We start from the raw sequence: 13661 nt of genomic DNA on the forward strand, positions 1-13661 counted from the left end.
TTATGCACCCAGATCCCCAGGTCGCTCACGAAGTACGTATGGAACTCATCCACCGTCATGTTGTACACGCGGGCGCTACGCTGCTCCAGCTCGATCTGCTCGATCTCAAGCTTTGTGCCATCCGCTTGCGTCAGCTTGTCTCCGACCTTAGATCTTTGACGTACGTCCATCCTTTTCCTTCGACCCAGAACGGATGGTTATACGTCGATTCGATCTCTTAGCCCCCCACATGGATCGTGTAGATTTCGTCCGCGATGTGATTGAAGGTCGCCGTAACGGTCTTGTAGCCTTCTTCTCCGGTCACGTCGTCTTTGGACAGCACCTGATCGCCGACTTGGATATCTTCAATGTTTTTGTCGCCTTGATCAGTTTTTACCTGCGTCCCAGCAGTAAAGCAGTTACAGCCGTCCAGTAGTCGGGAAGCTTTGCTTTCTTTGTTTAACTTCCCGATCAACCAGGCCCCACCGTCGATACTTTCCTTCGTCAGGTACTTCCCGATATGCTTACCAAACGGAATCACACTCGCGACCGTTCCGACTCCGTTCGCGACGTGATCCGTTACCGATAACTATTGACCCGTAATCAGATCCACACCGGTAAACACTTCCTGAATCCCTTTCAACGTGCCAACAAACGGCAGGGCGTCTACACCGAAGCTGATCCCCGTCTGCCACCACGTCGCTCCATCCGCACTGAGTCCGAACGGATCAATGAACGATACCGGATTGCCGTTGACATACGCATACCGGTTCATCGTCAATCCGTTGCCAATGCTACCGCTCAATACGTCCCGGTTTACGAACTACTTGATAGTGAACTTCCCGACTGCGTTATGTGTGTCAAGAAGATCCATAAAGATTATAAGGTACGAAAGTATAAAAATGGGTTGATTATGGTAATACGTAACCACAACCAACCCACTTAGTACAACAATATAAGAGTATAAGAATATCAAATTCGCACAAAACTCAAATATTTAAAGAGCGTTATTCAAGTTCAACACTTTCCAAAATGAAATTATGAATCACTTACTTGGTGCTCGTAAATTAATAGTATCTCTTCTTTGAAATCTTCATACATTAAAAATGATTCTTTCAATATCATTTTTAAGTCTTCGTAGTTACGAAAAATGGGATATTTGATATTTTGATCACTGTCACCCATCAATGTTTTTAATAAGATCCAAGGGATACCTATTTGTAGCGCTTCATTTCTCCATAAAGCCCAAATAATTTCAGTGTGTCCAGCTTTCAAGGAAATGTTGACTTGAAATTTATAAGAATGTTTTTGTTCAATAAATTTAAAAAAATTTTCTTTTTTATTAAAAGATACTTTATAGCCTAATTCACCAAATAAATCCATGACTAAGCTATTATCGTATGATTTGAATCTCTCAGCAGAACTAAAAGAATACTTCATATAAAGTTTTTTATATCTACTGATAAAGTCAATTTTCTCTAAAGATTTTTTTACTTCTGGCTTTAGCTCCACTTTCATTCCTCCCTGAATCGAATTTCGACATTATACTTATTTTTTGCTAAGTCAGTGTACTCCTGAATTTTATCGAAAGTCTTATTGGAGCTTGGTATTTCGAGTATTTGTTTTCCAACAAGAGATTGTCCATCAATTTCAGGATATTTGTTTGACCGAATAGTAGTACCTGCAGGATATTTACTTCTCAATTCTTTCAAATATCCTTCAAACGTAGATAAATCAATGGATTCCAGATTAGTTGCTTTTCTTGAGACGATTTCCTGTGCAATTGGATCATAGGAATCTACACGTTTCCCATTAGCGAGATGAACTTCGTTAAATGGGTACCAGAGTTCTTCTTCAGCCTTACTATTGAAAGCGTTCCCTCTTGCCATTGGCGAATCATTTAACCAATATTCTCTTTCCTGCTTCCAATCTAATCGATCCCTTGCAGGCTTACCTTCTTTACTTTTACGTACAATATACTTCTGATAATCGGCTTCTAGCTGGGAATCTATAAATTCGCCACTTTGAGAAATTATTTTTTTGCCTGAACCTTTCCCAAATCCCTTAGCTATAGCACTAATATCACAATTCTCATTATTCGTATTATGCACCCAGATCCCCAGGTCGCTCACGAAGTACGTATGGAACTCATCCACCGTCATGTTGTACACGCGGGCGCTACGCTGCTCCAGCTCGATTTGCTCAATCTCAAGCTTGGTTCCATCTGCTTGCGTCAGCTCGTCTCCGACCTGCAGATCTTTGACGTACGTCCAGCCTTTTCCTTCAACCCAGAACGGATGGTTATACGTCGATTCGATCTCTTGGCCGCCCACATGGATCGTGTAGATTTCGTCCGCCATGTGATCGAAAGTCGCCGTGACCGTCTTATAGCCTTCTTCTCCGGTCACGTCGTCTTTGGACAGCACCTGATCGCCGATTTGGATATCTTCGATATTCTTGTCGCCTTGATCGGTTTTCACCTGAGTTCCGGCTGTAAAGCAGTTACAGCCGTTCAACAGTCGGGAAGCTTTGCTTTCTTTGTTTACCTTCCCCAGCAACCAGGCTCCACCGTCAATGGTTTCCTTCGCCAGATATTTTCCGACGTGTTTGCCGAACGGGATCGCACTCGCCACCGTTCCGACTCCGTTCACGACGCGGTCGGTTACCGATAACTGTTGACCTGTAATCAGATCCACGCCGGTAAACACTTCTTGAATCCCTTTCAACGTGCCGACAAACGGCAGAGCGTCAACACCGAAACTCAACCCTGTTTGCCACCACGTCGCTCCATCCGCACTGAGTCCGAACGGATCGATAAACGATACCGGATTGCCGTTCACATACGCATACCGGTTCATCGTCAATCCGTTTCCAATGCTTCCGCTCAACACGTCCCGGTTCACAAACCGCTTAATCTCCGGATTGTAATAACGGGCACGCATCTGGTACAAACCGTTCGTATCCGTCTGCACCCCGTCGCGTCCATTGTACTGGAACGGCTGGGTCGCTGCACCTTCGTGGCTCAGCTGCTCGCCGTACGTGTCATAGCTGTACGTATCCGTTACTTGCCCTTGCTCGTTGGTCAGCGCCGTCGTGCTGCCACGCAGATCGTAGTGATACGTCTGGTAGCTGCCTGCCGCGTCTTCGCGTCCAATCAGACCCAGGCCGTACACGTACCACGCTTGCGGCGTTCCGGCGGCGTCGGTTTCCATCAGGACTTGCGACATCACGGCGTGCGGGTTAATGATTTGTTTCGTCGTTACACCGTTTACCGTAATCGAGTTGCGGTTGTTCTCGTTGTCATAGCTGTAGCTTACGCCACCCGCTTGTGTTAGACGGTTGCGGGCATCATACTGGTAATCTTGCATCGTGCCGCCGAGCGGACCATTCAGCATATTGCCTTCTGCATCGTACGTCACAGCTTGGCCGTCGACGGTTGCCAGGCGGTTGTCCGTTGTGTACGTCATGTTCAGATCGCCGTACAGTCCGTAAACATCTTGTGTGACGGTTGAATCGCTTGGATCAGTCAGATCCGCAGAATCGCCGTACACCTCTTCTTGAACCGTCATTCCATCCGTCGGTGTCGGCGCTCCGTTCAAGCCGTTCGTAACCCCGACACTTCCCGGTGCCGGAGACAGCCCCGGTCCGTTCTCATCATAAATCACATCATCCAGCAGCCCTGCAAACTCGCCGCTGTTTTCCTGCACGATGTTCCCTACGGCATCATACGCATACGTCGTTTCGGTGCGCACGCTGCCGTCGGTGTTCAACTCCGCGACGCTCGTCAACTGACCGGCCGCGTCGTACAAACGGGTTTCTCTCGTTCCGTTCGCGCGATTCGTGGAGATCAGGCGGCCGTTGGCGTCGTAATCGTAGCTTGTGACGCGGCCGTTCCAATCCGTCACGGTGGACAGATTGCCAATCGCGTTGTACGTGTACTGCACCTTTTTGCCGTCCGGGTACGTCAGCGTCGTCAATTGTCCGGCGGCGTCATACGCGTAGCCGATTCTATTGCCGTCGCCGTCCGTGTACGTCTCGACGCGATCCAGCGCATCGAACGTACGCGTCAGGACTTTGCCGTCGCTTCCGGTCACGGACAAGATATTCCCGTTGGCGTCGTATTGATACGATACGCTTCCGGCTTCGTCCGTAAACTGGCTGATGTTGCCTACGGCATCGTAAGCATACGTCGTGCTGCGGCCGTTTTTGTCCGTATCTTGACTGAGCAGGCCGACGTTGTTGTACGTGTACGTCCGGCTGCTGCCGGTCGCGTCGGTCTCGTTCGTCAGGCGTCCCAGCAGATCGTATTGATACTGCGCCGGGTTGCCGTTGGCATCCGACATCTGCGTGATCTGGCCGAAGGCGTCCGCCGTTTGCGACGTCTGGCCTTGCATGGCATCCGTCACGTTCGTCAGCAGGCTGCGTTTGTCATAGCCGTAGCTAGTTGTACGGCCGAGCGGATCGACCGATTGCGTCAATTGATTCAACTGGTTGTACGTGCTCGTATACGTGTTGCCCAGCGCATCGGTCATTTTGACCGGATTGCCTGCCGCATCGTAGTCCACGGTGTACACTTTGTTGTTCAACGCGTCGTAAGCTTCGGTCGGACGTCCCAGTGCATCGTACGTGTAGCGGATGCTTGCGCCCATCGCGTTGGTTTCGCTCAGCAGGTTGCCCGCTTCGTCGTACGCGAATGTCGTTTGGCGATTCAACGCGTCGGTCACGCTCGTCATGCGGCCTTCCGCGTCATATTGAATCGTGCTTGTGCCGCCGAGTGCATCCGTTACGCTGGTCAACTGCGCGTTGTTATCGTACGTGTAACGCGTCACGTTGCCCATCGCGTCCGTTACGCTCGTCAGATTGCTCTGGTCGTCATACGCGTAGCTGGTCTGATGCCCCAGCGCATTGATGACCGCCGTCAGTTGATCCCCGTCGCTGTACACGATCTTCGACGTGTTGCCGTCGGCGTCGGTCTGACTGGTCATTCGTCCGGCTGCGTCGTAACCGATACTATCCACTTCGCCCGTAGACTGGGTAACGGTGGTCAATCGGTTGTTTTCGTACGCATACTTCGTCGTTCCGCCTTGCGGATCGGTTGCCGACAGGAGTTGTCCTTGTTCGTTGTACGTGTACGAGACGGTATTCCCTTCGGTATCGGTCGTACTGAGCAGTCTTCCCTTCTCATCGTACGTGTTCGTGATGCGGCTGCCGTCCGGTCCAGTCGCGGTCAGCAGATCGCCGCGAGCATCGTAGGTCATGGTGATCGATTCGCCAGACGGATCGGTCGCTTTCGTCACATTGCCTTTGGCGTCGTGCTCGAATGTGGTCGTTTGGCCCAGCGCGTTGGTGATACTGGTCCGGTTGCCTTTTTCGTCATACGTGTACGTCGTTTGGCCTGCCAACGCATCTTGGACTTCGACCAACTGGTGGTTGGCGTCATGGATGCGTTTTTGCACATGGCCGTTGCGGTCGGTAATCGTTGTCGTGAACAGACCTTCGGCTTCGCTGTACCCAAAGGAAGTGGAGTTGCCCGCCAAACCGTCGGTTTGCTTCGTCACTCGGCCTTCGGCGTCATAGGTGTTGGCGAAACGTTCTTTGCCAGCCAAAGCACCTGTTACGATCCGGTCGTCCTCGTTGTACGTGTATTCCGTTTTTTGCCCCGCAGGATCGGTGAGCGTGATCAGGCGTCCGGCTGCATCGTAGGCGAAGCTCGCCGTGCGATCCGCCTGATCGCTGACGGAAGCTACCAGACCCGCAGCGTTGTACGCAAACAGCAGTTTCGCACCCGTTGTCGGTTCGGTCACGGAAGACAGTTTGCCGTCCGTGCCGTATTGCAGGGTCAGCTCGATGCCGCCTGAAGTGTTCATCGCTTGCAAGGCGCCTGCGGCGGTGAATTGATACGTCGTGCCTTCTTCCCGGCTGAGCGTATAGCTGCCGTCGGCATTTTTTTGCAGTCGGTCGTCGCGCGCCGCTTTATCGGTCGACGTGTACGTGCCGTCCGCATTGCGATTGAACGTATTGTAACGGAATGCGCTCCAGTGAACGCGAACCGCATTCTCTTCTGCAAGTTCCTTCAGGCTGATCTCGTAGTTATGGCTCCAGCCTTTGCCTAAGTCCCCGTCGCCTTGCAGCAAGGAATAATACTGGGCTTGGAAAGGAATCTCGACGCTGCCGTATGCGGTAAGCATCGTGTTCGTGATGATCTGCGCGCCCGTCGACGTGTCGATCGGATCGGCGTAGAAGGTCTGCTCGTCGTAATCCGACGGGCTGAGCGAAGCGACTGGTGTTCCCGAAGTCGGCGGCGCCGTCGGTTCGGTCGTTTCTGCCCAGCGGAACAACAAGTGTAAACGATAAAGTACGGGAAAAGAGTTTGCCTAAAACGCCGTGCTCAAGCAGATTTATGACGTTTACTTGATCGGTCCATATTTTTGTTGGTAATAAGGCTCTAACGAAAACACGAATGGCCTTTCGAGAATTCTTCCCGAAAGGCCATTATTTTGCCCAAGTGTCTGACGCTTAGCTTCAGTATGTCCTCCATCTCATCAACAATTGGCCATGTAAATGCTTAGGCCGGAAGTCCAAAAATGCATCTTTTCGAGAGGAACTATTGCACTTGGATTGACAATCCGTCATTAACAGAGAGTATTGAAGTTTACATGTCCTAAAACATCAGAGTACAGAATCTCTACGAATATGGAATGGATCTACATCTTTTGATTCAAGTAATTCTTCAAACAGATCTGCTCCGTGCTTCGAAAAATATTCATACTCTGATATTGTAATAAAAATAGCCAGAAGTATCCTTCCATTTTTTTCATGATTATCAGTTAAAACTGTACTATATTCTTCTGGAAACGCAAATGGATTTGTGAAGTAAATAGCATCTTTGTTGTAGAGTTGGGCGAATTCCTGATCAATATTTTTAATGCCACTAATTGCAATTCCTCGTCCCATTTGCATCTGGTTAGCTAGACAGTAATACAGTGTGTTTGCCAAAATGTATGCTACACTATCAAACCCTTCGTCAACTACCATAGAGACCTCTAGATTGCTTCCTGTTACATCATCGTATTTACTGAGTCCAAGAGTGTTATAAACATAACACTCCTCAAATACATTTTTGTATTTCAGAACTTGGATGTTAGGCATGCATTTATTATTCTCAAAAATTTCTCTATCAAATGGCTCACCTAAAAACTTGCTGTATTGATCATAGTAGAGTTCACCATAATTAGTCATCATCATTCACCCCTTTGTAAGTTCCTTCTACTCCTTCATACTTATGACTTATATTACATTCATGGCATTGAACTCTTAATCTTGCATTATATTCATCCAACACTTCTTTTCTTGTAGGCGGTAATTCGCCAGATTTCATGATCGAAATCCTCTCCGCCCAAATATCTGGATAATGATCTAGGTCATATCCAATTCTTTTCACTGGACCGTTTTTAGTGTTGACAGTAATACTATCAGGTATACCTTTTCCACAAGTAGGACAAATCATTTTTCCTACTTCATTTTTAGGAGCTTCACTTTCTGCCTTAGTGCGTGATCCTTTCCTAAAGCTGCTTCTCTTGTATAAACTTTCAACAATATCTTTATTCGGTTCCTGAATCAAACTACTAATATCACAATTCTCATTATTCGTATTATGCACCCAGATCCCCAGGTCACTCACGAAGTACGTATGGAACTCATCCACCGTCATGTTATACACGCGGGCGTTACGCTGCTCCAGTTCGATCTGCTCAATCTCAAGCTTTGTTCCGTCTGCCTGCGTTAACTCGTCCCCGACCTTCAGATCTTTGACGTACGTCCAGCCTTTCCCTTCAACCCAGAACGGATGGTTGTACGTCGATTCGATCTCTTGGCCGCCCACATGGATCGTGTAGATTTCGTCCGCGATGTGATTAAAGGTCGCTGTGACCGTCTTGTAGCCTTCTTCTCCCGTCACGTCGTCTTTGGACAGCACCTGATCGCCGACTTGGATATCTTCAATGTTTTTGTCGCCTTGATCAGTTTTTACCTGCGTCCCAGCAGTAAAGCAGTTACAGCCGTCCAGTAGTCGGGAAGCTTTGCTTTCTTTATTTATCTTCCCAAACAACCAGGCTCCACCGTCAATGGTTTCCTTCGCCAAGTATTTCCCGACGTGCTTGCCGAACGGGATCACACTCGCTACCGTTCCGACTCCGTTTGCGACGCGGTCGGTTACCGATAACTGTTGACCTGTAATCAGATCCACACCGGTAAACACTTCCTGAATCCCTTTCAACGTGCCAACAAACGGCAGGGCGTCTACACCGAAGCTGATCCCCGTCTGCCACCACGTCGCTCCATCCGCACTGAGTCCAAATGGATCAATGAACGATACCGGATTGCCGTTAACGTAAGCATAACGGTTCATCGTCAGACCGTTGCCAATGCTTCCGCTCAGCACATCCCGGTTCACAAACCGCTTAATCTCCGGATTGTAGTAGCGGGCACGCATCTGGTACAAACCGTTCGTATCCGTCTGCACCCCGTCGCGTCCATTGTACTGGAACGGCTGCGTGCTTGCACCTTCGTGGCTCAAGCGTTCGCCGTATGTGTCATACGTGTACGTATCGGTCACTTGCCCTTGCTCGTCGGTCAGAGCGACGGTGCTGCCGCGCAGATCGTAGTGATACGTCTGGTAGCTGCCAGCAGCGTCTTCGCGTCCGATCAGACCCAGGCCGTAGACGTACCACGCTTGCGGCGTTCCGGCTACGTCGGTTTCCATCAGCACTTGCGACATCACGGCGTGCGGGTTAATGATTTGTTTCGTCGTGACGCCGTTTACCGTGATCGAGTTGCGGTTGTTCTCGTTGTCGTATCCGTAGCTCACGCCGCCCGCTTGTGTCAGGCGATTACGTGCATCGTACTGGTAATCCTGCATGGTGCCGCCGAGCGGACCGTTCAGCATATTGCCTTCTGCATCGTACGTCACAGCTTGGCCGTCGACGGTTGCCAAGCGGTTATCGGTCGTGTACGTCATGTTCAGATCGCCATACAATCCGTAGACGTCTTGCGTCACAGTCGGATCGATGGATTCAGCAACACTTACCGTATTGTCCGCTGCCGAGATCGAAAGTTCCGAAGGGGACGACAGATCCGCAGAATCACCGTACACCTCTTCTTGAACCGTCGTTCCATCCGTCGATGTCGGCGCTCCATTCAAGCCATTCGGAACTTCCACACTTCCCGGTGCCGGAGACAGACCCGGTCCGTTTTCGTCATAAACCGCATCATCCAGCAGCCCTGCAAACTCACCGCTGTTTTCCTGCACGATATTCCCTACGGCATCATACGCATACATCGTTTCGCTACGCACGTTGCCGTCGGTGTTCAACTCCGCAACGCTCGTCAACTGTCCAGCCGCATCGTACAAGCGTGTTTCTCTCGTTCCGTTCGCACGATTCGTGGAGATCAGACGGCCATTGGCGTCATAGTCGTAGCTGGTGACGCGGCCGTTCCAATCCGTCACCGTGGACAGATTGCCGATCGCGTTGTACGTGTACTGCACCTTTTTGCCGTCCGGATACGTCAGCGTCGTCAATTGTCCGGCCGCGTCATACGCGTAGCCGATCGTGTTGCCGTCGCCGTCCGTGTACGTCTCGACACGATCCAGCGCATCGAACGTACGCGTGAGCACGTTGCCGTCGCTTCCGGTCACGGACAGGATATTCCCGTTGGCATCGTATTGATACGATACGCTTCCGGCTTCGTCCGTAAACTGGCTGATGTTGCCTGCGGCATCGTACGCGTACGTTGTGCTGCGGCCGTTTTTGTCCGTATCCTGGCTGAGGAGACCGACGTTGTTGTACGTGTACGTCCGGCTGCTGCCGGTCGCGTCGCTTTCGTTCGTCAGGTGTCCAAGCAGATCGTATTTATACTGTGCCGGGTTGCCGTTGGCATCTGTCATTTGCTTGATCTGACCAAACGCGTCCGCTGTTTGCGAAGTCTGGCCTTACAGCAAGGAGTAATAGTTAGCTTTGAAAGGAATTTCGACGCTACCGTATGAGGCAAGCATCGCGTTCGTGATGATCTGCGCGCCGTCGACGTATCGATCGGATTGGCGTGCCCGAAGTCGGAGGTACGATCGTTTATCTAGGCTTGGTCGTTTCTTTCCAGCGGAATAATAGATGTGAGCGGTAAATGGCAGCGAAGAGTTTGCTCACCATGCCCTGCTGAAGCAAGTTCATGATGTGGACGTTTACTTGACCGATCCGTATTCTTCTTGGTGACAAGGTTCTAACGAAAATAGGAATGGCCTTTCGAGAATTCTTCCCGAAAGGCCATGATTTTGCCCAAGTGTCTGATGCTTATCTTCATTATGTCCTCCATCTCATCAACAATCTGCCACGCAGATGTTTAAGCTGGAAGTCCACACACGAATCATTTCAATAGAAAGTGTTGCACTTGGATTGAAAATCCGTCTTTTGTTAATTTTTTTATAGCGAATTTAAGTCGCTACTGCTATTTTTTGAGCGTATCTTATAATCCTCTATATCCTTCATAACTTTTTCGACAACACCTCCATTTAATTGCTTATTCAACGACATTAATTCTAAATTGCTAATCATATTATTCAGTTCATTTTTTAAATCTTTTCTCAAGTAATTCTTATCAAGAGACAGAAGAGCAATCTTTAAATAAATAACTAACTTTTCAATTGGATCATTGGTAATACCGCGATAATATTCAACTAATAACTTTTCTGTTGTTTGTGACAAAGACAATCCATCTTGTAAAAACTCGTGAAAATCCTCCATAATGAACTGTTGAAGTTCCTTGTAGTCACTTAACATTTTTATCTGCACCTCAATTATTCTTAAACTCTCCTGAGTAAACATTTAATCTGATATCAGGGTAAATTTTTCTAAATTCCAGAATAATATCTGAACAACTTCTGCAAGCAGGGAGTTCAGTAAATAAATCAATTGTTCCACTGACTTGGGTATTTCCTCCTAGTTGATAGGCGATATCCTCTAATATTTTACGTTCCGTATCATTGTCTCTAGGAAAGGCCCCTTCCCCATTTACTTCTCCCTTTTGGTTTACCGATTTTGCAGAAAATTTCCCCTCACCTGTTACAATTGAGAACCCACCATCATTACCTTTGTGAATTCTACTATGAGCTTTGAATTCTGTTCCAAGGCCAGGGATATTTACATCAGCCAATGCAACATTTCCATAGTTTTTATATTTATTTGGCAAAACAGCACGAATAGCATTTGCTCTAGCATGGTACGATTCGACTTTTTGAGCATAATTAAGGCTTTTACTTCCTTTTGCAAAAATATTAGAATCTATCTTCCTAGCTAACCAAGCTCCACCTTCGATACCTTCCTCAGCCACATACTTGCCAATAAACTTACCAAAAGGAATCAGGCTCGCCGCCGTTCCGACTCCAGTCGCAACGCGATCCGTCACCGACATCTGTTGTCCAGTAATCAGATCCACACCGCTGAATACTTCCTGAATCCCTTTGATCGTGCCGACAAACGGCGTCGCATCTGCGACGAAGCTCAACCCTGTTTGCCACCACGTCGCTCCATCCGCACTAAGTCCGAACGGATCGATAAACGACACCGGATTGCCATTGACATACGCATACCGGTTCATCGTCAAGCCATTGCCGATACTTCCGCTCAACACATCCCGGTTCACAAACCGCTTGATCTCCGGGTTGTAGTAGCGGGCACGCATCTGGTACAGACCGTTGGTATCCGTCTGCACGCCATCGCGTCCATTGTACTGGAACGGCTGGGTCGCTGCACCTTCGTGGCTCAGCTGCTCGCCGTACGTGTCATAGCTGTACGTATCCGTTACTTGCCCTTGCTCGTTGGTCAGCGCCGTCGTGCTGCCACGCAGATCGTAGTGATACGTCTGGTAGCTGCCTGCCGCGTCTTCGCGTCCGATCAGACCCAGGCCGTACACGTACCACGCTTGCGGGGTTCCGGCTGCGTCGGTTTCCATCAGGACTTGCGACATCACAGCGTGCGGGTTGATGATCTGCTTCGTCGTCACGCCGTTTACCGTGATGGAGTTACGGTTGTTTTCGTTGTCGTATCCATAGCTCACGCCGCCCGCTTGGGTCAGGCGATTACGTGCATCGTACTGGTAATCCTTCATCGTGCCGCCGAGCGGACCGTTCAGCATATTGCCTTCCGCATCGTACGTGACGGCTTGGCCGTCGACGGTTGCCAGACGGTTATCGGTCGTGTACGTCATGTTCAGATCGCCGTACAGTCCGTAGACGTCCTGCGTAACGGTCGATCCGGTTGGATCAGTCAGATGCGTGGACTCGGTCGCGTTTGGCGTGCCCACTGTCGAAATTGAAAACTCAGAAGGAGAAGACAGGTCTGTAGCATTCGCAGAATCGCCGTATACCTCTTCTTGAACCGTCGTTCCATCCGCTGATGTCGGAACTCCGTTTAAGCTGCTCGGAACCCCAACACTTCCCGGAGCCGGAGACAGACCCGGTCCGTTCTCATCATAAATCACATCATCCAGCAGCCCTGCAAACTCGCCGCTGTTTTCCTGCACGATGTTTCCTACGGCATCATACGCATACGTCGTTTCGGTGCGCACGCTGCCGTCGGTGTTCAACTCCGCAACGCTCGTCAACTGTCCAGCCGCATCGTACAAGCGTGTTTCTCTCGTACCGTTCGCACGATTCGTGGAGATCAGACGGCCATTGGCGTCATAGTCGTAGCTGGTGACGCGGCCGTTCCAATCCGTCACGGTGGACAGATTGCCGATCGCATCGTACGTGTACTGAACCTTTTTGCCGTCCGGATACGTCAGCGTCGTCAATTGTCCGGCCGCGTCATACGCGTAGCCGATTCTATTGCCGTCGCCGTCCGTGTACGTCTCGACGCGATCCAGCGCATCGAACGTACGCGTCAGGACTTTGCCGTCGCTTCCGGTCACGGACAAGATATTCCCGTTGGCGTCGTATTGATACGATACGCTTCCGGCTTCGTCCGTAAACTGGCTAATGTTGCCTACGGCATCATAGGCGTACGTCGTGCTGCGACCGTTTTTATCCGTGTCCTGACTGAGCAGGCCCAGATTGTTGTACGTGTACGTGCGGCTGCTGCCGGTCGCGTCGGTCTCATTCGTCAGGCGTCCCAGCAGATCGTATTGATACTGCGCCGGGTTGCCGTTGGCATCCGACATCTGCGTGATCTGGCCAAACGCGTCCGCCGTTTGCGACGTCTGACCTTGCATGGCATCCGTCACGTTCGTGAGCAGGCTGCGTTTGTCGTAGCCGTAGTCGGTCGTACGGCCGAGCGGATCGACCGATTGCGTCAATTGATTCAACTGGTTGTACGTGCTGGTATACGTGTTGCCCAGCGCATCCGTCATTTTAACCGGATTGCCTGCCGCATCGTAGTCCACGGTGTACACCTTGTTGTTCAACGCGTCGTAAGCTTCGGTCGGACGTCCGAGTGCATCGTACGTGTAGCGGATACTTGCGCCCAGCGCGTTGGTTTCGCTCAGCAGATTGCCGGTTTCGTCGTACGCGAACGTCGTTTGGCGATTCAACGCGTCGGTCACGCTCGTCATGCGGCCTTCCGCGTCGTATTGAATCGTGCTTGTGCCGCCGAGTGCATCCGTTACGCTGGTCAACTGCGCGTTGTTATCGTACGTGT

At 50.1% G+C, this 13661-nt stretch carries 9 protein-coding genes and 2 pseudogenes; 2 read left to right on the forward strand and 9 right to left on the reverse strand.

The features are described 5' to 3' along the window. From SACSAC_RS28605 to SACSAC_RS27945, 5 genes are all read right to left on the reverse strand, one after another. A partial coding sequence (locus SACSAC_RS28605) for a polymorphic toxin-type HINT domain-containing protein (RefSeq protein WP_281175794.1) occupies positions 1-170 on the reverse strand: 170 nt, incomplete at its 3' end. 47 nt (positions 171-217) lie between these two features. Next, a complete protein-coding gene (locus SACSAC_RS28610) occupies positions 218-454 on the reverse strand; it encodes a polymorphic toxin-type HINT domain-containing protein (RefSeq protein WP_281175765.1) in 237 nt (78 codons plus the stop codon). 114 nt (positions 455-568) lie between these two features. Continuing rightward, positions 569-784 carry a pre-toxin TG domain-containing protein gene (locus SACSAC_RS08000; RefSeq protein ID WP_156950969.1) on the reverse strand — a complete coding sequence of 72 codons (216 nt, stop codon included), beginning with the start codon at positions 782-784 and terminating at the stop codon, positions 569-571. A 233-nt stretch (positions 785-1017) separates the two neighbouring features. Next, positions 1018-1491: a hypothetical protein gene (locus SACSAC_RS08005; RefSeq protein WP_051506964.1), complete on the reverse strand. Its 474-nt coding sequence runs from the start codon at positions 1489-1491 to the stop codon at positions 1018-1020. Between the two features lie 2 nt (positions 1492-1493). After that, a complete protein-coding gene (locus tag SACSAC_RS27945) occupies positions 1494-6317 on the reverse strand; it encodes a polymorphic toxin-type HINT domain-containing protein (RefSeq protein WP_156950970.1) in 4824 nt (1607 codons plus the stop codon). Between the two features lie 103 nt (positions 6318-6420). Here SACSAC_RS27945 and SACSAC_RS28750 point away from each other — a divergent pair. Continuing rightward, a pseudogene (locus SACSAC_RS28750) lies at positions 6421-6601 on the forward strand (IS30 family transposase); the annotation flags it as partial. Between the two features lie 47 nt (positions 6602-6648). Here the strand turns inward: SACSAC_RS28750 and SACSAC_RS08015 are convergent. Both SACSAC_RS08015 and SACSAC_RS28615 read right to left on the reverse strand, forming a co-directional pair. After that, positions 6649-7218, reverse strand: a complete 570-nt coding sequence (locus tag SACSAC_RS08015; RefSeq protein ID WP_037285180.1) for a suppressor of fused domain protein — start codon at positions 7216-7218, stop codon at positions 6649-6651. Continuing rightward, complete coding sequence (locus SACSAC_RS28615) at positions 7211-9922, reverse strand: polymorphic toxin-type HINT domain-containing protein (RefSeq protein ID WP_084777966.1); 2712 nt, start codon at positions 9920-9922, stop codon at positions 7211-7213. Before SACSAC_RS28615 ends, SACSAC_RS08015 begins: the two co-directional genes overlap by 8 nt. A gap of 241 nt (positions 9923-10163) precedes the next feature. On the opposite strand from SACSAC_RS28615, the pseudogene SACSAC_RS28755 reads away from it, so the two are divergent. Then, positions 10164-10407, forward strand: a pseudogene (locus SACSAC_RS28755) (IS30 family transposase); the annotation flags it as partial. A 44-nt stretch (positions 10408-10451) separates the two neighbouring features. Here the strand turns inward: SACSAC_RS28755 and SACSAC_RS08030 are convergent. Next, positions 10452-10808: an Imm3 family immunity protein gene (locus tag SACSAC_RS08030; RefSeq protein WP_037285181.1), complete on the reverse strand. Its 357-nt coding sequence runs from the start codon at positions 10806-10808 to the stop codon at positions 10452-10454. Between the two features lie 13 nt (positions 10809-10821). Beyond that, on the reverse strand, positions 10822-13661 hold a 2840-nt coding region (locus tag SACSAC_RS08035), incomplete at its 5' end, for a deaminase domain-containing protein (protein ID WP_245608604.1).

The organism is Saccharibacillus sacchari DSM 19268, assembly GCF_000585395.1.
Classification (GTDB): domain Bacteria; phylum Bacillota; class Bacilli; order Paenibacillales; family Paenibacillaceae; genus Saccharibacillus; species Saccharibacillus sacchari.